At 36.6% G+C, this 23,897-nt stretch carries 20 protein-coding genes; 2 read left to right on the top strand and 18 right to left on the bottom strand.

The genetic code is table 11. The features are described from left to right. Positions 1-6 precede the first annotated feature (6 nt). From U8526_RS00340 to U8526_RS00325, 4 genes are read right to left on the bottom strand one after another with little or no spacing between them, the layout of a single operon-like run. The gene (locus U8526_RS00340) at positions 7-1,323 is read right to left on the bottom strand and encodes a PTS sugar transporter subunit IIC (RefSeq protein ID WP_334339974.1); all 1,317 of its coding nucleotides are present in this window, start codon (positions 1,321-1,323) and stop codon (positions 7-9) included. A 15-nt stretch (positions 1,324-1,338) separates the two neighbouring features. Next, complete coding sequence (locus tag U8526_RS00335; RefSeq protein WP_334339973.1) at positions 1,339-1,863, bottom strand: GrdB-related putative oxidoreductase; 525 nt, start codon at positions 1,861-1,863, stop codon at positions 1,339-1,341. 16 nt (positions 1,864-1,879) lie between these two features. Continuing rightward, on the bottom strand, positions 1,880-2,596 hold the full coding sequence (locus tag U8526_RS00330; protein WP_334339972.1) for a GntR family transcriptional regulator, LSA1692 subfamily: 717 nt from the start codon (positions 2,594-2,596) through the stop codon (positions 1,880-1,882). A gap of 12 nt (positions 2,597-2,608) precedes the next feature. Continuing rightward, a complete protein-coding gene (locus U8526_RS00325; RefSeq protein WP_334339971.1) occupies positions 2,609-3,562 on the bottom strand; it encodes a N(4)-(beta-N-acetylglucosaminyl)-L-asparaginase in 954 nt (317 codons plus the stop codon). 377 nt (positions 3,563-3,939) lie between these two features. Here U8526_RS00325 and guaD point away from each other — a divergent pair, with 377 nt between their 5' ends. Then, a complete protein-coding gene (gene guaD / locus U8526_RS00320) occupies positions 3,940-5,277 on the top strand; it encodes a guanine deaminase (RefSeq protein ID WP_334340606.1) in 1,338 nt (445 codons plus the stop codon). Then, the gene (locus U8526_RS00315) at positions 5,267-6,610 is read left to right on the top strand and encodes a uracil-xanthine permease family protein (RefSeq protein WP_334339970.1); all 1,344 of its coding nucleotides are present in this window, start codon (positions 5,267-5,269) and stop codon (positions 6,608-6,610) included. Before guaD ends, U8526_RS00315 begins: the two co-directional genes overlap by 11 nt. 136 nt (positions 6,611-6,746) lie before the next feature. On the opposite strand, the gene U8526_RS00310 is transcribed toward U8526_RS00315, so the two are convergent. From U8526_RS00310 to U8526_RS00245, 14 genes are all read right to left on the bottom strand, one after another. Continuing rightward, entirely contained in the window at positions 6,747-7,706 is a 960-nt protein-coding gene (locus U8526_RS00310; RefSeq protein ID WP_334339969.1) for a GGDEF domain-containing protein, read from the bottom strand. 302 nt (positions 7,707-8,008) lie between these two features. Continuing rightward, on the bottom strand, positions 8,009-9,136 hold the full coding sequence (locus U8526_RS00305; RefSeq protein WP_334339968.1) for a GGDEF domain-containing protein: 1,128 nt from the start codon (positions 9,134-9,136) through the stop codon (positions 8,009-8,011). A gap of 148 nt (positions 9,137-9,284) precedes the next feature. Beyond that, positions 9,285-10,448 (bottom strand): GNAT family N-acetyltransferase, encoded by a 1,164-nt coding sequence (locus U8526_RS00300; RefSeq protein ID WP_334339967.1) that lies wholly within the window; start codon positions 10,446-10,448, stop codon positions 9,285-9,287. A gap of 52 nt (positions 10,449-10,500) precedes the next feature. After that, a complete protein-coding gene (locus tag U8526_RS00295; RefSeq protein ID WP_334339966.1) occupies positions 10,501-11,586 on the bottom strand; it encodes a DUF871 domain-containing protein in 1,086 nt (361 codons plus the stop codon). Between the two features lie 24 nt (positions 11,587-11,610). Next, positions 11,611-12,912 carry a PTS cellobiose transporter subunit IIC gene (celB, locus tag U8526_RS00290; protein ID WP_334339965.1) on the bottom strand — a complete coding sequence of 434 codons (1,302 nt, stop codon included), beginning with the start codon at positions 12,910-12,912 and terminating at the stop codon, positions 11,611-11,613. 141 nt (positions 12,913-13,053) lie between these two features. Beyond that, complete coding sequence (locus U8526_RS00285; protein ID WP_334339964.1) at positions 13,054-13,827, bottom strand: MurR/RpiR family transcriptional regulator; 774 nt, start codon at positions 13,825-13,827, stop codon at positions 13,054-13,056. A 138-nt stretch (positions 13,828-13,965) separates the two neighbouring features. Further along, a complete protein-coding gene (locus U8526_RS00280) occupies positions 13,966-15,423 on the bottom strand; it encodes a 6-phospho-beta-glucosidase (protein WP_334339963.1) in 1,458 nt (485 codons plus the stop codon). Between the two features lie 17 nt (positions 15,424-15,440). Further along, positions 15,441-16,886 (bottom strand): 6-phospho-beta-glucosidase, encoded by a 1,446-nt coding sequence (locus tag U8526_RS00275; protein WP_334339962.1) that lies wholly within the window; start codon positions 16,884-16,886, stop codon positions 15,441-15,443. Positions 16,887-16,904: 18 nt separating this feature from the next. Further along, on the bottom strand, positions 16,905-17,234 hold the full coding sequence (locus U8526_RS00270; RefSeq protein WP_334339961.1) for a PTS lactose/cellobiose transporter subunit IIA: 330 nt from the start codon (positions 17,232-17,234) through the stop codon (positions 16,905-16,907). A 116-nt stretch (positions 17,235-17,350) separates the two neighbouring features. After that, positions 17,351-17,659 (bottom strand): PTS sugar transporter subunit IIB, encoded by a 309-nt coding sequence (locus tag U8526_RS00265; RefSeq protein ID WP_334339960.1) that lies wholly within the window; start codon positions 17,657-17,659, stop codon positions 17,351-17,353. A 1,008-nt stretch (positions 17,660-18,667) separates the two neighbouring features. After that, positions 18,668-19,489 carry an HAD family hydrolase gene (locus U8526_RS00260; RefSeq protein ID WP_334339959.1) on the bottom strand — a complete coding sequence of 274 codons (822 nt, stop codon included), beginning with the start codon at positions 19,487-19,489 and terminating at the stop codon, positions 18,668-18,670. 75 nt (positions 19,490-19,564) lie between these two features. After that, positions 19,565-20,872 carry a 3-phosphoshikimate 1-carboxyvinyltransferase gene (aroA, locus tag U8526_RS00255; protein WP_334339958.1) on the bottom strand — a complete coding sequence of 436 codons (1,308 nt, stop codon included), beginning with the start codon at positions 20,870-20,872 and terminating at the stop codon, positions 19,565-19,567. A gap of 129 nt (positions 20,873-21,001) precedes the next feature. After that, complete coding sequence (locus tag U8526_RS00250) at positions 21,002-22,336, bottom strand: M20 family metallopeptidase (RefSeq protein ID WP_334339957.1); 1,335 nt, start codon at positions 22,334-22,336, stop codon at positions 21,002-21,004. Between the two features lie 13 nt (positions 22,337-22,349). After that, positions 22,350-23,855 carry a YfcC family protein gene (locus tag U8526_RS00245; RefSeq protein WP_334339956.1) on the bottom strand — a complete coding sequence of 502 codons (1,506 nt, stop codon included), beginning with the start codon at positions 23,853-23,855 and terminating at the stop codon, positions 22,350-22,352. Positions 23,856-23,897 lie beyond the last annotated feature (42 nt).

The raw sequence follows: 23,897 nt of genomic DNA, 5'->3' as shown, positions 1-23,897 counted from the left end.
TCGTCTTTAAATATTACTAAAGTCGATATCAACATCTTCTACTTCTTCGGCAGCGGCCTCTTCATTCAAGTATTGTTTGTCTAGCATCTTGACAAATGGATAGTAGATCAAAACGCCTAATACTAACTCAAACAGTTGCAATACCGAGCCTGTCCAACTACCTGTCGAGAGCCATCCGGAAATCAATGGTGGCGTAGTCCATGGCAACATAACTCCGTTGGTATAAGGGACCCAGTGCAAGCTAAAGACAATACCAGAAATTAAAGTATTCAAAACTGGCACAATAATAAATGGAATAGCAATAATAGGATTTAAAACAACTGGCAATCCGAAAATCAATGGTTCATTGATACCAAAGATTCCCGGTACAACAGCTAATTTACCTAATTCTCTAATACGTTTAGATTTGCAGACAAACAACATCACGATCAATAGTGACAATGTACTACCGCCACCACCATAAGTTGTGAAAATATCAATAAATTGTTGTGTATAGATATGTGGTAGATCAGTACCATTTTGGAAAGCTTTAAGGTTATCTTGTGTTAAAACGAAAAAGATTGGTGACCAGACACTATTAGTAATAGTTGGTCCATTAATACCAAAGCACCAAAGTAATGATGCTAAGAAGTTATAAAGTAGAACTGATGGTAATGAGTTACCAACATTCTTTAATGGTGCTTGTAACATTGTGTAAATAAAGTTATAAGCAGTACCAAAATCAGTCAAACTAAAAATAATTCTAACTAAGAAAAAGGCCAAAATTACAAAACCACTAGGTAACAAAGCATCAAATGATTCACTTACTGCAGGTGGAATACCGTCAGGCATCTTAATTGTCCAATTACGTTTAATTGCAAAACGGAACAATTCAACACTGACTAAGGCCGTAAATAATCCTAAGAAAATACCATTAGGTCCTAAATAAATTGTTTGAACAGCTCCAACAGTTTTCTTACCTACTTCAACTGTTGTAGGTGTCATAATTAAAAATGAAACGATGGCTACGGCACTAGCATGAACTGCACGCAAACCACGGTTTTTACCATAAGCATAAGAAATACCAAAACATGCTAAAAGACCAGTAAAGCTAAATACAGAATCGGAAACGGCACTAAACCATTCTGTCCAATGTGGACCGAGAACTCCTGTCCAAAAGTCGGCCCAACCGGGAATTGGAAAGTTTCCAATCAGCAAGAAAATTGAAGTAACAATAATCAATGGCGTAATAATTAGAAATCCATCACGTAGGGAACGTAATACAACATTGTTAGCCAATTTTGTTGCCACAGGCATTAATACTTGTTCAAACTTCTTTTGCATGAAAATCATCCCTTTCTAAAAACAATACTCATTTACAAATTCAGTTATATCTTCCTTCTTTACTTTCTTTGAACATAGCTCAATTCCGTGATCGATTGAGTCTGATAATCCGGTCCCACCTTTCTTAGGCATCTTCACAATGTTTAATTTATCCTTATAATTTTCGATGGTGTCAGCATTCTTTTCTTGAGCAACCATTGCTACTACTGGGATGTCAGAATTACTTTCGACTGCATAGCCTACTTCACAAGCCATCTTAGCAAAAGCACTATAATCGTATGTCGGTCCAACTAAAACTACATCCGGTTGCATTTTTTGACACATACGTGTGATTTTTCCTTGAACAATGTCTTTGTTAGCCTCATAGTATTCTGTTCCACAGAAAAAAGTTGCCATAATTGAAGAATCCTGCTTCTTCAGGGTTTTATCAATCGTATCAGCCGCACCCATTGCTAACTTTTTACCACCTAGTTCAGTATCAGCTTTTTCTTTACCTCCCAAACCAGATTGAATTTGATCCAAAAATATGATCACTTTCATTTTCTTAACCTCCTAACTAATGATGACGATATAAAATATTATGGAAACTGTATTTATCAGATCGATAGTAAGATTCATCATGTAGAATTGGATATCCATCAGCCGAATATGATGTCGTATGAACTAAAAATGTCGGTTCACCAGCCTTATTATGTAAAAGTTTGCTGATTCGTCCCTCAAGAATAACTGCCTCTAACTCTTGACTCGCATATGCAATGGAAATATTTTTCTCAATCATTTCAAATAATGAGGTAGCAGCATTCTCCTTTGTTAAGTTGGGCACAAAACGTTTTTGTAAATAAATTTCCTCATGAGTTAACGGTTCTCCATCACCCAATCTTAATCTTTCTAGCTTCCACACTGGTTCATCGCCTCGCAGATGAAGTTGTTTCTTTACTAAATCAGGGATATTACGTGCTGTCTCCAAATTCAGGACAACCGTTCCTGGTTTCATATGTTGTCTTCGAGCAACTTCACTGAAACTATACAAACCATTCAAGCCACTAGAAATCTTTTTAGTTTCCGGTGGCATAACAAAGGTTCCACGGTTACGATCTTTTACAACTAAATCACGTCTTTGTAATTCCTCAATGGCTTTTCTAATTGTTAAACGTGATGTTTCGAAGCGAAATGATAATTCATTTTCAGCGGGTAATTTTTGATGAATTCCAAATTCACCATCTTTGATATCTTTTTCTATCTTATCGGCTATCTTACTGTATAAATACTTCATAAAAACTTCCTCTTAATTTATTGGAGCTTTGATCCTTTTTTCATAAGCATCTAACCACTCTTGAGTAATAGGTTCGATCTTGGTCTCATTCTCATCTTCTGGGTGAGCAATATAAATCTTAGGTTCTTCCTTCTCAGTTCCTACGGCAAAAGTGAACTCAACATTAGTTGCAACTCCCCATTCACCGTTCTTGTTAAGAGCTACCAATGAAAATTCGCCTGCCTTGCCATAACGTTTCTTCAGCTTTTGTACAAATGGATAAACAGCTTGGTCACAAGCATCTTGTGGACTCAGTCCTGTACCCATCAAGCGAACAATTTCATAGCACAGACATCCTTTCATAATATCTTCACCTAATCCAGTTGCTGCGGCTCCACCAATTTCACTATCAGCATAAAAACCATCACCTACTAAAGCTGAATCTCCAGTTCTACCTGGTTTTTTCATAAATAGGCCTGATGTTGATGTCCCTACTGAAATAGAACCTTTTTGATCTAGACTCACCATTCCAACGGTATCATGACCATCATATGGGGAGAGATTTTTTTCAGCTATTTCCTTTTTTCTGTTCTCCCATATTTTCTTTGCACGATCGGTTAGCATGTTTTTTCTTTCAAATCCATTTTGAGCTGCATATTGGGTAGCACCCTCTCCGACCATCACACTATTAAAATGTTCATGACTTAACTTTTTTGCTACTGAAATCGGATTTTTAATATCACTAATTCCCATTACAGCACCGACTTCAAAAGTATCTCCGTTCATAAATGCAGAGTCCATTTCTACTAGACCATTAGCGTTAGGCAATCCACCATAGCCAACAGATTTAAAGAATGGATAATCTTCAACTTCTTTTATGGCTGTCTCAACGGCATCTGAACTTTCTCCTTTATTTTTTAAAAGCTCCATACCCTTTTCCAATCCTTCATATGCCATTCTCCAAGTTCCAATCATTGCATATGTCATTTTATCACTCCTTAGTAAACGTTTTCATGAATAGTATAATCAGGATTGTATATACAATCAAGCAAAACTTTAATCAATCTTTTGTAAAGAATAATTACAATCAGTCAATTTAATCAAAACTAAACTTTTTTATAAAGAAATTTCCATAATTTCTTAACAAAAATAATTTTTATAACGGCTTATTTGTCACATATAAAAACACCGTCCTATTAACAATTACAACCTGTTTCAAAATTATTTTTATATCAAAAAAGACACGTTCTTAAAAATATAAGAACGTGTCTTTTTCCTTATTTAAGCAAAATACGAACATTTTACTATTTATTTACACAATCATTCATGTTATTCTAAGAACATCAAATTTAAGGAAGTGTTAGATTATCACCTATCAAATCGTTTTTGAAGGACCTATTGTTTCTTCAGCTACGTTTGACAAGGCGGATTTTACACCAAAAGTACTTATATGTGTAGACCAGTCAGGCATTATTGACCGTGTAATTTCCGTTGAAGATTCTGATTATCAATCTGTCAAACAAAGAGCTGAGCAACAAAAGATTCTTCATATTTTACCACCTGGTAATTATCTATTGCCGGGATTCACTGATTTACATATTCACGCACCGCAATGGCCTCAAGCTGGTTTGGCTTTGGATCGGCCACTACAGGAATGGCTCAATACGTATACCTTTCCACTGGAAGCTAAGTTCAAGGACCTAGCTTATGCTGAAAAAGTTTACCGAAACCTCATTTCTGAGTTATTAGCAAACGGTACAACAACGGGACTTTTCTTTGGTTCTGTCGACACCGACGCTAATTTAGTCCTCGCAAAAATTTGTGCTCAATTGGGACAAAGAGCCTTCATTGGTAAAGTTGCGATGGATAATCCTGAACAAACACCTGATTTTTATCGAGACAATTCTTCCAAAGAAGCACTTGATGAAACCAAACGATTTATCGAAGAAGTTCTCAAACTTCAAAAAACAAATAGTGCTGACATCACTCCTGTCATTACACCTCGTTTTGTACCCAGCTGCACTGACGAGACACTTGATGGATTAGGAAAGTTAGCTGCTAAATATGATCTTCCTGTTCAAACACACTGTAGTGAAAGTATCTGGGAAGATCAATACGCTATTGAACGTTTCCACAAACGCGATGCCCAAGTACTAGAACAATTCGGTCTCTTGACTGATAAGACTGTTCTAGCTCATGGCACTCAACTCACAGATGGCGACTTAGAACTACTTCGCAACAAGCAAACTGCCTTGGCTCACTGCCCTATTTCCAACGTTTACTTTGGTAATAATGTTATGAGAGTGAAAGATGCTCATGACAAAAATGTAAAAGTTGGTTTAGGAACGGACATCTCTGGAGGCTTTTCTCCAAGTATTTATCGTAATATGCAACAAGCAATTATGTCATCTCAAACTTTACAAGATGAAACTAATCAAAACACCCGTCTCACAGCTGCCAATGTCTTTTATCTAGCAACTGTTGGTGGCGCTTTAGCACTCCATCTCAAAACTGGTCGAATCAAGGCTAGCTTTAAAGCTGACTTACAAATTGTTCAAGATCAATACTATGAACTATCGTCTAATCATCCACAAGAAATTTTCGAAAGATTGATTTATCACACCAATAAAGAAAATATCAAACAAGTCTATGTATCTGGAAAATTAGTTCACGATAATATGGGGGAAAATAATGGAAAATAATAAAAGTAATTTATTAGTTGGACCAGATGATAAAATTGGTCTAGGAGAAGCTGGATTTTTAGGACTTCAACACGTCCTTGCAATGGATATCTACGTACCACCTATCATTCTTGCAGGAATGATGGCAATGGGTCTAGGAGATCAAATGGGCTTACTACAGTCTACTTTCCTAGCTGCCGGAATTGGTACTATTCTTCAAACCTTTGTCTTTATGAAAATGCCAGTTTCACAAGGACCTTCCTTTGTTCCGTTGGGCGCCGCAGCCGGTGTTGTTTTAGCTTCAGGTGGTCTTAAGGGTAACGGTATGGGTACTCTAATTGGTGCCTTACTGATCGGTTCGATTATCCTAGTTATCCTTGGAGCCACAGGTATTTTCCAAAAAATCATCAACAAATTAGTTCCCGCTATGGTCGGTGGAACTATTATCACCTGCGTTGGTCTTTCTTTAATTCCCACAGCTTTAAACAGCAACATCTTCAATGCTCCTGGAAGTATCGACAAAAATATTATTTTAGCTTCAATTACAGCTCTTACTTTAGTTGTTTCCGTTGGTATTAGTTTGAAATTCCCTAAGGTTCGTCGTTTCTTCAGAACAAGTTCTATTATTCTAGCTTTAGGTGTTGGTACACTAGTTTCTAGTTTGATGGGTATGTTCGACTGGAAAACTGTTGCTGACGCTGCTTGGTTTGGACTTCCACAAAGAACGGTTTTCCATTGGGGTATTAACTTCTCACCTTCAGCTATCATTACTTTCATTATCATCTATGCCGTTATCACTACAGAAACAACTGGTACTTGGTTTGCCATGGGTGCCGTTACTAATCATGAAATCACTGACAAGCAATGGAACCACGGTATCATCGGTGAAGGTTTAAGTTGTTTAGTCGCTGCTTTACTTGGTACAACTCCTGTTACAGGTTACTCAACTAACGCTGGTGTGATTTCTATCACCGGTGTCGCAAGTAAACGAGTTTTCCTTTTTGCCGGAATCTGGTTCTCCATTTTAGGATTCTTCAGTAAGTTATCTGCTTTCTTAGCAGCCATTCCTGCCCCAGTTATCGGTGGCGTGTTCGCTATTATCACAGTTACGATCATGCTTAATGGTCTAAACGTTATCCGTGGTCTCGAAACAACCGATCGTGACCTTTACATCATTGGTCTACCAATTGTTCTTACACTTGCTTTAGTACTCTTACCTGCTGACGTAACTAAGAACGCACCTCAAATTCTTCAATATTTATTAGGTTCTCCAATTGCTGTAGCAGCTATCGCCGCTATTATCTTAAACTTGGTTATGCCTAAAGCAAAAGTTTCTAAGGTTGAAACTGCTTAGATAGATACTAAAAAAGCCCATGTAACAATCATCTCTTTTATAAGAGATTGATTGTTACATGGGCTTTTTCCTTTTTAATAACCATTGTTCTGTGTTTTATAGTGGAAACGAGCTTCGCAGGCCTGCTCCGCTCTCTCTATGCGACTGTGATTCTCATGCGGCCATTTCTCTTTGAGCGATACAAATTACTATCAACTCGTGTATAGAAATCATTAGGCTCAGTATCTTTTTTAGAAATCATGGAAACACCAACGGATATTGTTATTGAAATATCTTGTCCATCAATATTAACATCCAAATGATTCAAAGCCGCAAATATTTCTTTGACGATTGGCTCTGTTGAATCTAAATCATAACCTGGAAAAATCACATTGAATTCTTCTCCACCGGTACGGTACAACTTTACATTCGGATCATTCGCATTGATAACAGTCTGAACAACGTCGGCAACGTGTTTCAATACCTTATCCCCTGCTAAATGACCATATGTATCATTAACTTGTTTAAAATGATCGATGTCAAACATCATCATTGATAGATCTAACTTATTTTTCGAACTGCTATCAAAAAGATTATTGATTTCAGCGCTATAAGCTGCATAATTTTCAGTTTTTGTTAAAGCATCATGATTTGCAAATTGTAACAACTTCAATTTTAATTGGCTATCACGCAAAATCATCCCTACATAACTAAACAGTAAGGCTTCAAAGATTACTAAGTAACCCCATTCTTCAAAGAAGGTTGACATTGGAAGATTAAATTTGATCTTCATACACATCCACAATGCCCCTCCAAAAACAATTCCCATCAACATGTAACAGACAAACGGATGGCTATATTTTTGACGACGACGTAATCGATTTAATGAAATATAGAAAATCATCAAAATGAATCCGTGAAGCCATGATTCCCAATAACCAATCGAACCATTAAAAAGCATGTACAAAACCATAATTGGGAAGAAAAAATAAGCTGGAACTTTAATATTCAAGAAATAGGCACAGAAGATCAATCCTATTAATTGGAAATTCATAAATTGCCACGATATGGGTGTGCCCACTAAGGTGGCCTGCATGCTAAAAATAAAAATCAACATATAAAAAACTCCAAATATAGAGTTTAATGAATCATCATCGATTTTAATATTTTTAGAATGTAGCAACGTCTTTAATCCATCATAAAGAACTTGGTATAGCGTAAAGATCCCTAAAATAAAGAAAACACTTGTTATAAACGGTGATACGTGCCACACAGACCATGTCAAAGACGCATAACCTCCTCGGATTTGAATTCATTTAATAATTTATTTAATTTTCATAAACTTTTATATTCATGACAATTAATTCTAGCATAAAAAAATCCGTTATTTCATTACAATCATAGAAATAGCGAATTTTTTTAGAAAGCTGTGATTTGCGTACGGCCGTTGTTCTTAGAATGATAAAGATTACCATCCACACGACTGTATAAATCGTTTGGTTGAATGTCCTTTGCTGAAAGTGACGACACTCCCATCGAGATAGAAATATAAATTTTCTTACCATTGATATCAATCGGTAAATGATTGAGAGCCATAAAGATTTCATCCACGATATCCTTAGTTGATTCCAAGTCATATCCTGGAAAAACCACATTGAACTCTTCTCCACCAGTTCGATAAAATTTCACTTTGGGATCATTAGCATCAATAATTGTCTGTGCAACATCCGCAACATGCTGCAAAACTTTATCTCCTGCAAGGTGACCGTAAGTATCATTTACATGTTTAAAATGATCGATATCAAACATCATCATCGACAAATGTAACTTATTTTGCTGACAAGCTTCAAATTCATATTGAATCTCATTAGTATAAGCCGCATAATTTTCAGCTTTGGTCAATGCATCGTGGTTAGCAAATTCCAGTAGATGCATTTTCATTTTACTGTCGCGCCGAACCATGTTCACGTAACTATAAAGTAAAAATTCGAAGATGATTAAGTAAAACCACTCTTCATAAAATGTGGCCAATGTCAGGTTGAACTTGACCATTACGAAGAACCACATTAAACCGCCATAAGTGACACCTACCATCATGTATCTCGCAAAACGATAGTTGCCCTCTGACATTCTTCTAATATGATTAAACGATTCGTAACTCATTATTAAGGTCCATGCATGACACCAAGACTCCCAATAACCAATAGAAGAATTAAAAATCATATAAACTAATATGATAGGAATAAAATAACGATAAGGAATCTTAATATTCAAAAAGTAAGCACAGAAAATCAGTCCTATTATTTGAAAGTTCATGAATTCCCATGAAATAGATTTTCCTACAATCGTGGCTTGCATACCAAAAATGAAAATTAGCATGTAAAGGATCCCAAAAACATCCCTCAACTGATCATCATTTACTTTGATATTCTTATAATGAAAAATGGACTTGAGCCAATCATATAGGACTTGATACAACGTAAATACACCCAGTATAAAAAAGATACTGGTGACGAACGGTGCTACTTGCCATACATGCCATGTCAAAGAATGTAACCTCCCAATAGTATTTTTCCTTCTATAATTTATAACCCCATGACAAGAGCACTATAATTTTTTTATTTTTTCATTATTTATCGCATATTTTTTATGAATTTTATTCTATATATTTTATTATATTTTGGTCCTTACCAATTTAAAAGTAGTCGATCAACTGTGGCTTTTCAGAAACAAAGACTTTTGACAAATGTTTGATCTTAGTCAAATCACCTTTGACCAAGCCATAATCGGCTAATGAATTCAAATCACGGTAACCAAACATAGCTTTAGTAAGAGTCTGAATGGTCAATTCCAGATCAGCCCCCTCACCGTCAGCGTTACTTAATTCCACTTTGCCGTCGTTGATAGTCAAAGCCCAAGTGTGGTCATTCCACTCTAATGTATCTTTAACTTTGAAATATATCTTTTCTAATGAATTTACTTGAATTGGATAACGTTTCAAGAAGTCTTCCAAGTCAACGATACGAGCCATCATATAAGGTGTCACTTTTAAGTTTGCCGAATAAGGATTCTCTAAAATATCTGCCTTGAAATCAGGATCTGCTGACTCATAGACAAAACTTAAAAAGATTGACTGATGCTTAATAACAAATTTTGCTAACAATTGGCGACTTAATGGATTGAGGTTGATCCATTCATGAATGTAAAATGTCTGGTCTTGATCGTAATAGATTAAATAACCAATCAAGACATTATCATCGTCATAGGCCAAAGCAGCGCGGTAATCAGAATGCTTATCAAGCATATGATCCCACCACCACTTTGCACGATTAACGCCACCTTGGTTATTATTATCCAGATATAATTTCTTTAATTCATCTGGAATATCCTTGATGGCAATTCTTTCAACGTAACCGTGGCTTGCATTTTTAATTCTTGGTAGGTCGGTATTTTTAATTTCTATTTGAGTATGGTCAAAGGCTTGTTCAAAACCAAATTGACGATAATAACCAAAAGAGAATGGTGCTAAATAAGACAAGGTCACATGATTCTTATACATGTCGAATAGTGCCTCATTCATTAATGTACCGGCACCACCGTGGCCACCAAATTCAGGAGCACTCATAACGTCTCCGATTCCATTCATCTTATAATCGACGCCATGAAAATTAACTTCGAGAGGAATACTAAACAGTCCGCTACCTAATTTCCCTCTGTTCATAATTCCATAAACTAAAGAATGATCGTATCTTTCTTTAAATACTCGTCTACGTTGTTCAGAATCTTGACGATTAAAGGAATATAAATATAAGTCATAAAACTTATCGAATTCATTTTCTCCAAGCAAATATTTATTCATAATTTTCTCCCTATAAAAAAATACTATTCAATTGAGAATAGTATTCTTTATCTTAGTCAGTTAACTTAAAGCTACTCCAAGGCTCTATGTATTTCAATAGGAAAGCCTCGTCTGAATTCAAATGACCAATGACGTTGCGTCGTCCATCATTTTTAATATCACGGAGTGCTATTTGAGTTTCACCTTTATATTGTCCGTATTTCTCGTTAACAATAATGATGTCGCCTCGTTTAATATCATCAGTATCATGAGCAGGAAAATCACGATCACGATAATGCACTCTAGTCATCGTACTACGCAACAAGTAATCTGATGCGTCACCACGATAAACGTGAGTAGACTTTAAAATAACTTCTTTTTCTAATTCAGTAGCATTTTGAGAAAAGTCTACCTTCAAAACTGGATATGGTGCGTAGAAAGCTTTTGAAGCTTCCTCTAATTCTTCATCAGATGCATAAGTATTACCAATAATTACATCATCAACTACACCACTTAATAATAAGTGCTTAACTTGAGTAGCAATTGGTAAATCACGATCATCTTCCAAAGTTGGTAAACCATCTTGCACCGGCCATGGCCCAAAAGTTGCGTGGTGTGAACTTACAAAGGCAGCCGAATGAATATTACGTTCTTTAAAGAAGTTTGACCATTTAATGAAGAAATCTTCACCCAAGCCAGTATATCTTTGAGGATAGAAATTGTGACAACCGAGTAAGTTGTTCGTATCTGGATGATATGAAATAATATTATCCAAATAATGAGTACCAGAACTCATATTGATCTCAATTTTCAAGCCATAAGGATTACGAGTCATTTTAGCCTCTTCCATTCCGGAAAAGCCCTCGTCTAATCTGATTCCATAAGCTCCAAGGTCATGGAAAAATGATAAATCTTCGTAACTGATATTCAATTCTTTAAATAATCCAGGATTCATATCTACAATCGTGACAAATCCAAGCTTATTTCCATAAGCAATTGTTTCTTTGAAACGGTTGATAGTCGTATCCTTGTCGTCACCCAACTCTAACAATGAAGCAAATATTCTGGAATAACCTAGTTTACTAGCTGTATCAAGATATTTTTTATCTTCCTCTAAAGTTGAATGTTCGGGATATAGTGACAATCCAAGTCTTCTCAAAACGAAACCTCCAAGAAATTAATATTAAGCTTTAGCGCTCTTTGGATCTAATTCTTCAGCCAATTTTTCTTTATCCATTGACTTGAAGAAGTAGAAGTACATCAAAGTATCAAGAATGATATTGATAATTTGCATTACAGAACCAGAAATATGTCCAGTTGCAATAAATCCTGATAGAATTGGTGGAGTTGTCCAAGGAATATAAACACCCATTGGTCTTGCAACCAAGTTAGTAGCCATACCAATGTATGTTGTTGTTACATTAATTAATGGTGTAACAATAAATGGAACTAACATCTTGTAGTTCATAACAATTGGTAGACCGAAGAGGATAGGTTCATTAATGTTGAACAATGCAGGTCCAGCAACCAATTTACCTAAAGTCTTAAGTTCTTTACTCTTTGCGGCGAAGGCTAACAACATAGCCAAACCGATTGTGGCACCAGAACCACCCATGTGAACGAAGTTATCAAAGAATGATGTTGTAACGATGTTTGGTAGAGCTTTACCAGCAGTGAAGGCTGCGTGGTTTTGGTTCAAAGCTGTTAACCAGATAGGCATCATAACACCAGAAACAACGTTAGCACCGTGAATACCAAAGATCCATAGGAAGGAAATTAAGAATTCAGCTACTAGAGCACCAGGCAATGTGTTACTCAAGTGACTTAGTGGTGTTGCCAAGAAGAATGAGATGATATTTGGAATACTTTGCATAGGAGTTGCTTCAACACCTAAACGAATTACCCAAACAAGAGCCAAAACGATGAAACCTGGGAACAAAGCAGCAAATGAGTTACTTACTGCAGGTGGAACTGTATCAGGCATCTTAATTGTCCAGTTCTTGTGAACCATCCATACATAAAGGTCGGTAATGAACAAACCTACAATAATAGCTGTAAATAAACCAGCTGAATCAAATTGTGTCAATGGAATCCACAATGCGCCAGCTTTATCTGTCTTCAATGGAATAGTAAGTACAAAAGCACCTAATGAAACAATTGAAGCAGAAATTGGATCGACCTTATAACTCTTAGCCAAGTTATAAGAAATACCAATAACAGCAATCAGACCCATAATATGGAATGATGCGTTAGTTGGATATTGTAAAACAGTTGCCCAATTCTTACCGAAGACACTAGCCATAAAGTCTAGATAGGCTTGAATTGGAAATTGTGCGATGATCATGAAGACTGATCCAATGATGATCATAGGAACAGCTAATGTCATACCATCACGCAATGCAATCAAATGACGAGAAGAAGCAAGTTTACCAGCGAGTGGAATGACTTTGTCGGTGATAAAACTGTTGGATTTCTTTTCAGCCATGAGCAAAACCCCCTCAAAAATAAAATTTGTTACTAAGCAGAAACACTGTTATCCGCTTACAAATACCATTGTAACCCTTTTCATCAAAATGTGTATGCTTTTAGAGATGAAATAATATGTTTTAACCTAAAAAACATGTCACTAATCCGTGACATGTTCCGAAAATCTATTATCTACTTGGTCTACCATCTTATGATAGGCGCAGTTTGAGATCTGTTCCAGGGTATAAACAATTGGTACTTGCGTTGTAACATTAATGTGTCCTTTGCGATTTTGAGGAGTATCGTAGGAAATTGCAAAGTCTGTTACCTGATTTAAAACAGAGTATGAATTAGCTGTTAAGGCTATCGTTTCTGCCCCATTTTTCTTGTAATAGCGTGCTTGTTCCAGAACTTCATCCGTCTCACCTGAGATAGATACTAAAACTAACAAGGTTTTACTGAAATCACGATTGGAGAATGGTTCTGGTTGAAAAGGATCAATGATTGGCAACGAATAAATCCCATAGCTTGATAAGATACTTGCTCCATACTGTGCAATGCGACCACTGTTACCGACTCCAAAAAACAAAACTAGGTCAGCAGCGTTGATCATGTCAGCCGCTTGATCGATCTTATCATCAAACGGCTCTTCGTCAGCAACCAATTGGAAGAAGTTCTTGATTGGTTCCATGCTTGGATCCTGTTGCGCCTTAGATGGTTGTTTCAAACTCTGCTTTAAAGCAAATTTGAATTCTGAAAAACCGCTATAATCCATCTTCTTAAGAAATCTCAAGATGGTTGTCGTTGAAACATGCGCTGCATTAGCCATCTCACGAATCGTCATATCTTGTACTTCTTTGGTATGACCAATAATATATTTGTAAACAATCAATTCTAATCGGTTCAATTCATGAACTTTCTGATAAGGAAACATATTTTTCATCCTCCTTTCTATTGGTATATATCACTTTTACTAAACAAGTTTCAGTATACATGTAACATGTTACACTTTCTAGCGATAAAAAAAGCCTAGACAACTGATTTAGTTTTGTCTCGGCTTTTTTTGTTAGGTTCAGTCTATATCTGATCCGTTTGTACGGATTACCTTTTGATACCAATAGAATGAATCTTTCTTTGAACGTGCAAGTGTTCCGTTACCTTCATCATCTTTGTCGACATAAATGAATCCGTAACGTTTAGACATTTGACCCGTTCCAGCAGAAACTAAATCAATGCAGCCCCATGGAGTGTAACCCATAAGATCTACGCCATCTTCATTAACTGCTGTAATCATTTGTTTGACGTGGGCACGTAAGTAATCAACACGATAATCATCATGGATACTGCCATCTGATTCAACTTTATCATATGCACCAAAACCATTTTCAACGATCATCACTGGTTTGTGATAGTGTTCCGTCAACCAGTTCATTGAATATCTCAAACCAATTGGATCAACAGGCCAGCCCCAATCATTGTACTTAAGGTTAGGATTCTTGACAGTTTCACGGTCACCAACAAACTTGAATTCTGGATTGTCGTCACTGTACTTAACAGTCATAGAATTATAGTAACTGAAACCAACATAATCAACTGTTCCTTCGCGTAAAACAACACGATCCTCAGTTGTAATATCTGGTCTTAAGTCATGATTCTTGAAGTATGCTTCCATACCGACTGGGTATTCACCCAAGGCTTGAACATCAGCCCACCAGTAACGTCTTTGCATAGCTTTTTCAGCTAACAAGATATCTTTAGGATCTGACGATGCTGGATAAACTGGTGTGAAGTTGACCATATTTCCAATTTCAAAATCAGGATTGATCTTATGACCAATCTTCACAGCCAAAGCACTAGCGACAACTTCATAATGTGAGGCTTGATACATCAAAGCTTCACGTTCTGCTTCAGACTCATTATCTCTAAAAATCAAACCTGAGTCAGTTGCAATTGAGAAGTCATTTGTAAAAGTAGTTTGGTTGTTGATTTCATTAAATGTCATCCAATACTTAACTTTGTTCTTGTAACGTTTGAAACAAACAGTTGCAAATTTAACAAAGAAATCAATTACCTTACGATTTCTCCAACCACCATATTCAGTTACTAAGTGATATGGCATTTCAAAATGTGACAAAGTAATTACTGGTTCAATTCCATATTTCAAACATTCATCAAACATATCATCATAGAATTTTAAACCTGCTTCATTAGGTTCATCTTCATCGCCATTGGGGAAGATTCTTGTCCAAGCAATTGAAGTTCTAAAACATTTGAAGCCCATTTCAGCAAACATTTTAATATCATCTTTGTAGTGATGATAGAAATCAATTGCCTCGTGGTTAGGATAATTTTTACCAGCAATTATGCCGTCAGTAATTTCACGGGGTTTTTGATAAGCACCAGCAGTCATAATATCTGACACGCTGACACCTTTGCCATCAACATTCCAAGCTCCTTCGAGTTGGTTTGCTGCAACGGCTCCTCCCCATAGAAAATCTTTTCTTAATCCGCTTTTTGTTGTCTCAGTCATACGAAAACCTCTTTCAACTATATATCTAAATCTTTACCATTTGATTCAATTACTTTCTTATACCAGTAGAAGGAATCTTTCTTGGAACGCTTCAAACTACCATGACCTTCGTCATCTTCGTCAACATAAATCATTCCGTAACGTTTCTTCATTTCACCAGTACTTGCTGACACAAGATCAATGTGACCCCATGGAGTGTAACCAAGTAATTGAACACCGTCTTCTTTAACAGCTTTTTCCATTTGTAAAATGTGATCGTGGAAGTATTGAATACGGTATGGGTCATGAATACTACCATCGGATTCAACCTTGTCGTAAGCACCAAAACCATTTTCAACGATGAATAATGGTTTGTGCCAACGTGTAGTCATCCAATTCATAGCATATCTCAATCCAACTGGATCAATTTGCCAACCCCAATCTGATTTTTCAACATATGGATTTGAAACCAAATCGTCATGCTCATCATAATCAAAGTGAGTCTCACCTTCATGTGCCTTTGTTGTAAAGGACATGTAGTAACTGAAACCGACATAGTCTACTGTTCCAGTCTTAATTGTTGCCAAATCACTTGCAGTGATATCAAGATCGTAACCCTTACGAGCCCAATACTTTTCAATCCATTCCGGATAGAATCCTAGTGCTTGAACGTCACCAAAGTAATAACGATATTGCATAGCACGTTCAGCTTTCATGATATCAGCTGGTTTTGAAGTCAATGGGTAGATAGGACACATAGCAATCATTGAACCAACTTGTAAGCTTGGATCAATTCGATGAGCAATTTGAACCGCATTTGCACTAGCAACAAATTCATAATGAGCAGCTTGGAACATTTCTTTTTCCCAGTTGTCATCTTTGCCTAATTGCAAGCCTGAATTTTGAAGCAATGGATGTGGATCTTGCCAATCGGTTTGATTATTAATTTCATTGAATGTCATCCAATATTTAACTTTGTCTTTATAACGTTTGAAACAAACTTCAGCAAAACGATCAAAGAATTCGATCATCTTACGATTGCTCCAACCACCATATTCCTTAACCAAGTGATATGGCATTTCGAAATGTGACAAAGTAATTACTGGCTGAATGCCATATTTCAAACATTCGTCAAACATATCATCATAGAATTTCAAGCCTTCTTCGTTAGGTTCATCTTCATCGCCATTAGGAAAAATTCTTGTCCAAGCGATTGAAGTTCTGAAACATTTTAAGCCTAATTCAGCAAATAACTTAATATCCTCTGGATACTTGTGATAGAAATCATTACCCCAATGATTAGGATAAATTTCTCCATCCTTGACACCGTCAGTAACTCTTCTTGCAACACCTTTAGCACCAGCTGTCATAACATCGGCAATACTTACGCCTTTGCCACCCTCATTCCAGCCACCTTCTAATTGGTGTGCTGCAACAGCGCCTCCCCAAAGGAAACCTTTGGGCATTTGAATTCCCTCACTCATTTAAGTTCATGCTCCTTTTTATTCTTTATCAAGTCTCTTGTATAGATCAACGATTTCTCCAGCTAGATCTCTGAATGTAATAGCATTCATGATGTGATCTTGTGAATGTACCATCAACAAAGTAACTTTAGCATGGTCACCGTTAGCTTCTTTAGTTAACATATCTGTTTGAGAATTGTGTGCATCAACTAAGAACTTGTCTGATTCCTTTAATTTTTGATCAGCAACTGTGAAGTGACCCTTTTTAGCTTCATTGATAGCTTCGAAGGCTGAACTCTTAGCATTTCCTCCGTTAATGATCAATCCCATAACTGTTTGTAATTCTTCATCATGTTGTTCTTCTGACATTTTTCTTTTCTCCTAAATTAGATTATTATTATTTTTATTTATTAAGCGCTTACTTTACCTGTAAAAAACGAAAAGGGTGCTAATTATGCGCCCTTTTGTTGTTTATAAATGAATGATTATTTGATCAAGCTTACGGCTTCTCTTAGAACCTTTTCACCGTTCATCATTCCGTAGTCTTGCATGTTGATAACTTCAACAGGAATGCTCAACTTCTCTTTGAATTGGCCTTCTAGATATCTAACTTGAGGTCCAAGCATTAAAACATCAGGATGTTTTTCTTCCAATTTTGCGTCAGCATCAGCAGCAGCAGTAGCAAAGATTTCAGCATCAATGCCATCACTTTCAGCAGCCTTTTGCATCTTTGATACTAGTAAACTTGTTGACATACCTGCAGCACAGCAAAGCATAATTGTTTTTTCAGCCATAATATAATACCCCTTTGAATAAAATATTTATTTGTTTTTTATTTAAAACGTTTACTTAAAACGCTTTCATAGAACAATTAGATTGTATAACTAGTTTCAACATTTATCAAGATGTTTTTACCAAAAAACACTTTGAATTTATAAATTTTCTTCGAAATCGTTATTAGACGTGGATAATTTGATGGTTACGGTTACTAATTAAATTGTATCCGATACCAACTGAGGTAGTTGAAATATGCCGTCGTCCGCAAAAAATCTGTGGGCCACTGGAACGTGGTGGACACGGCTTGATAATAGTTTTTCACTCTGTGAAAAATCATGGATCTCCAAGTCCGGTCTTCTACTAACCTTGCTACGCAAGCTAAGTAGAATGGCACCACTGAGGGCCCACAGATTTTTTACTACCGACTAGATACTCGTTTCTAATATTATCGAAAAAATGCAGCAATTAGATATCATCTAACCTTACATGATCAAAATAGAAACTTTTAAAGTCTAAACTAAAAACAGACCCACTAAGTATTTCAAGACATGCAAATATGTCTGAATCTCTTAATAGAGTCTGTTTTTTAATATTTAGATTTTACAATAACTGATAAACAGAACCGGATTTAGTTCGGAACAACAAGAAAATTGACTCAGCCATGAGATTCTGATCCTTGCTCAAACTTTGTTGTAGCGCTAGCACTAAATGATGTAGTGATTAGATATCTTCTAGCCTTACATGGTTAAAATCCATACTAATGAAATAACTGTAATTTACCATCTTACTATCTAAATATTTAAAGACGAACAAACAATAGAAGTACTCTTTAGTCCGGAGCAAAAATTGGGAATGCGTTCAGCTATGAGATTATTGTTATCGGCTTTGCCGATTACAATAAGGCCGACTTCGAAGATCCATTATTTTGCACGAAGTGTAAAATAATTAGCTCCGAATCGCGCCCATAGCGTTCCAACAGTATTCCCAATTTTTGTGGAGGACGGCACATTTAACCTACCCTCTCTCTAATCAAATTCCTTATTCAATACACGTGTAATCATTGTTGCAACACCATTTTGATTATTATTATCCGTAATCTTCCAAGCAACTTCTTTTACTTTATCGATAGCATTAGCCATAGCAACTCCATAGCCAGCTTCTTTAACCATTTCAAGATCATTGCCATAATCCCCAAAACACATGAATTCGTTCATGGGAATTGTTTCGTGTTCTGAAATATGTTGCAAAGCTGACAACTTTGTTACATCTTGGCCGTTGATCTCAAAATAAGTACTGCCTGAACGACTGATCGTTATTGGTAGGGCCGTAAACGACTCTAACTTCTTTTGTAACTCATGTAGTCTCTTTGGAGGACAACTGAAACAAACCTTATAGATATCTATGTCTGTTTGATCATTTAGCTTCATTAGATCGTTCACAGATTGTTCCTTAAAGTGATGCCGTCCCATCCCTTCAAAATAAGTATTCCAATGACGATTGGGATCATAAATATAGGTGTCATTAAGTCCATCTAAGACTATCTTAAATTTGCTAAATTGTGCCCGTTTTAAGATTTCCGCAATTACATCCCGATCTAAAGGTTGGTCGACAACTTTTTTCCCCTTAGAGTCGACTACGACTGCCCCATTTAAGACCACACGATATCCTGGTACTTTCAAATCTTTTTCAAAAAATTTATTAACGGAATGCAATGTTCTCCCTGAACAAATGGCAAACACAATTCCGGAATTGACAGCATTGCGAATAGCCTGAGCGTTTTGGGTAGATATTTTACTGTAACTATTCAGCAATGTTCCGTCTAAGTCAGTTCCAATAAACTTAATCATTAATAAAGTAACCCCTTACATAAATCTCAATTACATTAATAATACGACACTACCTAATAAAAAAGAAGTCTCTTTCTAATTTCTTGCAACTAAGACCTTCTTAAAATCAGCCAAAAAGTTAGGATATGATATATCAATTGATTCAATATTTTTTATTTTGAAAGGTGTTTCTGTCAAAATTGAAGCTACGCAGAGCATCATCGCAATTCGATGATCATTATGACTGTCAACATCATCTTTCACGTTGATAGTCTGGTCCCCATCAATTACGATTGAATCATCGTTTACTTGCATAACTATACCTAATTTTGCTAATTCAACACGCATATTTCGAATCCGATCACTCAATTGCAAGTGAACATCATGAATCCCTTCTATTACCGTTTGGCCTTGGGCTTGTGATGCTAGTAATGCAATTAGTGGGATTTCATCAATAATAAATGGAACTTGTTTTGCTGTAACCGTTGCTCCATGAAGCTGTTGAGATTTCACTACCAAATCACCATATGGTTCAACGCTATTGATTGAGTGGCTCTCCAACATAATATTGGCACCCATCTGTTTGGCAACGTTTAATAAACCTATACGCGTGGAATTCAATCCAACTTTAGGTAATCTGACTTCACTATCTTTTGAGATTAGAGCTCCAGCAATATATGGTGCTGCCGATGAAAAATCACCCGGTATCATTAAACTCTGACCGGTTAAATGAGTATGTTTTGGATTGACCTTAATTATATCTGGTTTAGCGTCAACATCTGCACCAAAATAGTTTGCCAGAACCTCTGTATGATCTCTCGTTGGAAGTTTTCGAATAATTGTTGTTGGTGTTTTAGCATATATTCCTGCCATTACGAGCCCACTTTTTATCTGGGCGCTAGAAATATCTTGTTGGTAAGTTATCCCCTGTAAGTCACTACTTCCCTGAATTTTGATCGGCAAAGCATCTTCTGATACTTGTTGGAACTTGCCACCCATTTGTTGTAAAAGCGTTACTAGACGATCAAGCGGACGTTTACTTAAAAAATTGCCGCCTTGAATTGTATATTCATTCTCACTAGTTGCTAAAACGCCAAACAAGAGACTTTCTAACGTACCAACGTTATCAATCTGTAACGGATGATCTAGGGGGTTGAGCTGATGATCAATGCCCTTGATGATCATGTCGTTGTTACTCATTTCTGTATGGATTTTGGCACCAAGTTCTTTAAAAACTTTAGTTGTTACGGCCAAATCGTCTGAATAGGAAAAATTACTGATCTGTGTAACACCGTCTGCTAATGCACCGAAAGTAATCGCCCGATGAGCAATACTCTTATCACCTGGGACAATAACTTCACCTTGGAGCTTGAACTTTGATGCGCGTGTATTATAATCAAACATTTTCATTACACCTCAATATGTCTAAACGGTCATTTATATAACCGATACTTCTTAATGCTACGCTACCTAATTTCTTCCTATAAAACAAATTTTTTGTCCTGAAAACAAAAAAATAGGGCTATTGCCCTATTAAACACATAAACGATAAATTGCTTCAGCGAAGATCTCCATAGCCTTTCTCATATCGGCTTTACTCCAGTTTTCATTTGCTTGATGCATGAAGTCAGGAGTTGTTGGTAGCATCCCACCAAAAGCTACACAGTTATGCATTGTTCTAGCAAAAGTAGCACCACCAGATATAGCTGGTTGTGATTCAGTGTCACCAGTTAAATCTTGATAAGTCGACATTAAAGTTTTGACTAATTCACTATCTGTTGGAACATACAATGGAGCAACGTAATCAAAGTTCTCATACTTCATATCAAATTTAGCAACAGCATCTGAAATCTTTTGAATTAGTTGATCATGATCGATCTTAACAGGAATTCTCAAGTCAATTTGCATTCTGGATTCTTCAGGTGTGATCTTTAAACTAGAGATATTGAATGTTAATTTTCCAGATACATCATCAGAAACATCACCTAAAAGATTCGTTCCGTTGGCATCTTCACCAAAAGCCTTTAAGAACTTCAATACGGCTACATCTGGGAACACATCTGCTAAAGCGATTGCTAATCTGACTACAGCATTAGTTCCTTCGGGAGCATTCATTGCATGAACTGACTTACCGTGAACTTCAATAGTTCCGTTATTTTCATCGGCTGCAAAATTATGTTTTTGTAAAGCCATTAAAACTTCATCCTGTTTAGGACCATCATAGACAGCCTTACCAGGTACGGCGTTAAAAGCATTTTCCAAATCCAAATTCAATTCATCTGATCCCGAACCAACCAAATATGATTGTTGTAATCCTTTTTCAGCATAAATCAATGGAAATTCCGCATCGGGTGCAATTCCCAAATCGATTGAATCTTCTTTCTTGTTGTATTCGGCTATACCTCTCCAAAGGATTTCTTCGTCAGTACCAAAAATTACTCGGATCTTCTTATTAAATTTGTAGCCTTTATCTAGAATAGCTTTAATTGCATACATCGAAGCAATAGTTGGGCCCTTGTCATCTTGTGTCCCACGACCATATAGTTTGTCGTCTTTTTCAGTTAATTGATAAGGTTCTACATCCCAATCATCCAAATTTCCTGCTGGCACTTCATCCATATGTCCAATAACACCAAAGGTCTCATCGCCTTCACCGATATCGGCATAACCATAGTATCCTTCAGGATCTTCGTAAGTCTTAAAGCCTAAGTTTTCAGCAATCTTTAAAACTTCATCTAAAGCTTTTTTAGGCCCCTTACCGAATGGTGCCTTATCTTGTGCGGGCTCATTGTATGAAGCCACACCAACAATTTTAGCCAAGTCAGCGATTGCCTCAGTTTGAATCTCATCTGTTATAAATTTTTCCATTACTAAATTCCCCCTATTTGATCATTGCACAAACAACTAAGAATGCTGCTACGACAACGAAAAGAATTACCATCAATTTCCACATGTACTTGAGCCACTTAACAATATCAACGTGACCAATAGCCAAGGCTCCCATAACAACTCCAGAAGTTGGTGTAATCAAATTTACCCAACCTGAAGCAGCTTGGTAGGCCGTAATAACTAAGGAACCGTCAACACCTGAGAATTTACCTAATGGACCCATAATTCCCATTGTAGCGGCTGCCAAACCTGAAGTAGAAGGAATCAAGAATGACATTGGTATGTAGAAAATATAAGTTAAAACAATGAAGACACCGGCTGATAAACTTTGTAATCCAGTTTCACCAGCATGTAAGACTGTGGCTGTGATATAACCATTATTCATTACAACTTGAATACCACGGGCTACAGCAACGATAATTGCAACACTCAAGAAATCGTTCATCCCGCCTAAAAAGGCATCAATGAATTCGGATTCTTTCATGCGGAAAACGAACATAACTACCACTGACATCATGAAGAACAACGTCGTGATTTCTGTAAAGTACCATGTTCCTAATGGCGCTAAGTCTTTACCGATCAAAGCACCTAAGAAAGGAATATTTGTTAACCATTTAGTGAAACTGTCAAAGAACGTCCAATTGTCATTCAAACTTGACCAAGGAATCAAACTAACGATCATAACTAAGAAAGTTAAACCAAATAGCCATAGAACTGCCTTTTGACGAGTAGACAACTTTTCGTCGATATCTCGTTCAGGCATTGAAAATTCCTCTAAATCTTTTTGACGTCGATCGAAAACATATGATTGTGACGGATCTTTTTTAATTTTATCAGCGTAACGCATAACATAAATGATACTGATTGTTGTAACAATAACTAACAAAATCAAACGTTGAATTAATCCATCACCTGGTGAAATACCCAAAGTTTGTGATGCAACCCCCGTGGCAAAGGGATTGACAGTTGAAGCTAAACATCCGACTTGCGTTCCGATTAAAGCAATCGAAATAGCTGTGATTGAATCGTAACCTACTCCAATCATGACTGGGATCAGGATCGGATAAAAGGCGATTGTTTCTTCACCCATTCCGTAAGCTGATCCACCAATAGCGAATAATACCATCAAAATTGGAATTAAAGCTTTTTCTTTGCCGCTATATCTTTTAACGGTGGCACTGATTCCATCATCCAAGGCTTTAGTCTTATTGACGACCCCTAAGAATCCACCGATAACTAAGATAAACAGTGATACTGAAATGGAGCCTTCTGTTTCTGAAGTTCCTACCATTCCATTGATTGGTGCTAGGAAAACATCCCAAATACCTTGCGGGCTGCTGGCACGAGCTTTGTAAGTCCCCGCTACAATATTACCTGCTTTGGTAGTGGCGTACTCGCCAGCAGGAATAATCCAAGTTAAAATTGCTACCAGAATTATTAAGAAAAACAGTATTGTATACGCAGAAGGTACTTGCCATTTTTTAGCCTTTTTTCCCATAAACATCATCCTCCTCTATCTTCATAATATACATGTAGAATA

Source organism: Companilactobacillus sp. HBUAS56275 (assembly GCF_036913655.1).
GTDB lineage: Bacteria > Bacillota > Bacilli > Lactobacillales > Lactobacillaceae > Companilactobacillus > Companilactobacillus pullicola.
Note: the sequence above shows the minus strand (reverse complement) of the source record. Positions and strands in the feature narration are given on the sequence as shown.

Coding starts and splice junctions, on each gene's coding strand:
- U8526_RS00340 (WP_334339974.1), bottom strand. CDS start 1,323: ATGCAAAAGAAGTTTGAACAAGTATTAATGCCTGTGGCAACAAAATTG.
- U8526_RS00335 (WP_334339973.1), bottom strand. CDS start 1,863: ATGAAAGTGATCATATTTTTGGATCAAATTCAATCTGGTTTGGGAGGT.
- U8526_RS00330 (WP_334339972.1), bottom strand. CDS start 2,596: ATGAAGTATTTATACAGTAAGATAGCCGATAAGATAGAAAAAGATATC.
- U8526_RS00325 (WP_334339971.1), bottom strand. CDS start 3,562: ATGACATATGCAATGATTGGAACTTGGAGAATGGCATATGAAGGATTG.
- U8526_RS00315 (WP_334339970.1), top strand. CDS start 5,267: ATGGAAAATAATAAAAGTAATTTATTAGTTGGACCAGATGATAAAATT.
- U8526_RS00310 (WP_334339969.1), bottom strand. CDS start 7,706: ATGTTGATTTTTATTTTTAGCATGCAGGCCACCTTAGTGGGCACACCC.
- U8526_RS00300 (WP_334339967.1), bottom strand. CDS start 10,448: ATGAATAAATATTTGCTTGGAGAAAATGAATTCGATAAGTTTTATGAC.
- celB (WP_334339965.1), bottom strand. CDS start 12,912: ATGGCTGAAAAGAAATCCAACAGTTTTATCACCGACAAAGTCATTCCA.
- U8526_RS00285 (WP_334339964.1), bottom strand. CDS start 13,827: ATGTTTCCTTATCAGAAAGTTCATGAATTGAACCGATTAGAATTGATT.
- U8526_RS00280 (WP_334339963.1), bottom strand. CDS start 15,423: ATGACTGAGACAACAAAAAGCGGATTAAGAAAAGATTTTCTATGGGGA.
- U8526_RS00275 (WP_334339962.1), bottom strand. CDS start 16,886: ATGAGTGAGGGAATTCAAATGCCCAAAGGTTTCCTTTGGGGAGGCGCT.
- U8526_RS00270 (WP_334339961.1), bottom strand. CDS start 17,234: ATGTCAGAAGAACAACATGATGAAGAATTACAAACAGTTATGGGATTG.
- U8526_RS00265 (WP_334339960.1), bottom strand. CDS start 17,659: ATGGCTGAAAAAACAATTATGCTTTGCTGTGCTGCAGGTATGTCAACA.
- U8526_RS00260 (WP_334339959.1), bottom strand. CDS start 19,489: ATGATTAAGTTTATTGGAACTGACTTAGACGGAACATTGCTGAATAGT.
- aroA (WP_334339958.1), bottom strand. CDS start 20,872: ATGTTTGATTATAATACACGCGCATCAAAGTTCAAGCTCCAAGGTGAA.
- U8526_RS00250 (WP_334339957.1), bottom strand. CDS start 22,336: ATGGAAAAATTTATAACAGATGAGATTCAAACTGAGGCAATCGCTGAC.
- U8526_RS00245 (WP_334339956.1), bottom strand. CDS start 23,855: ATGGGAAAAAAGGCTAAAAAATGGCAAGTACCTTCTGCGTATACAATA.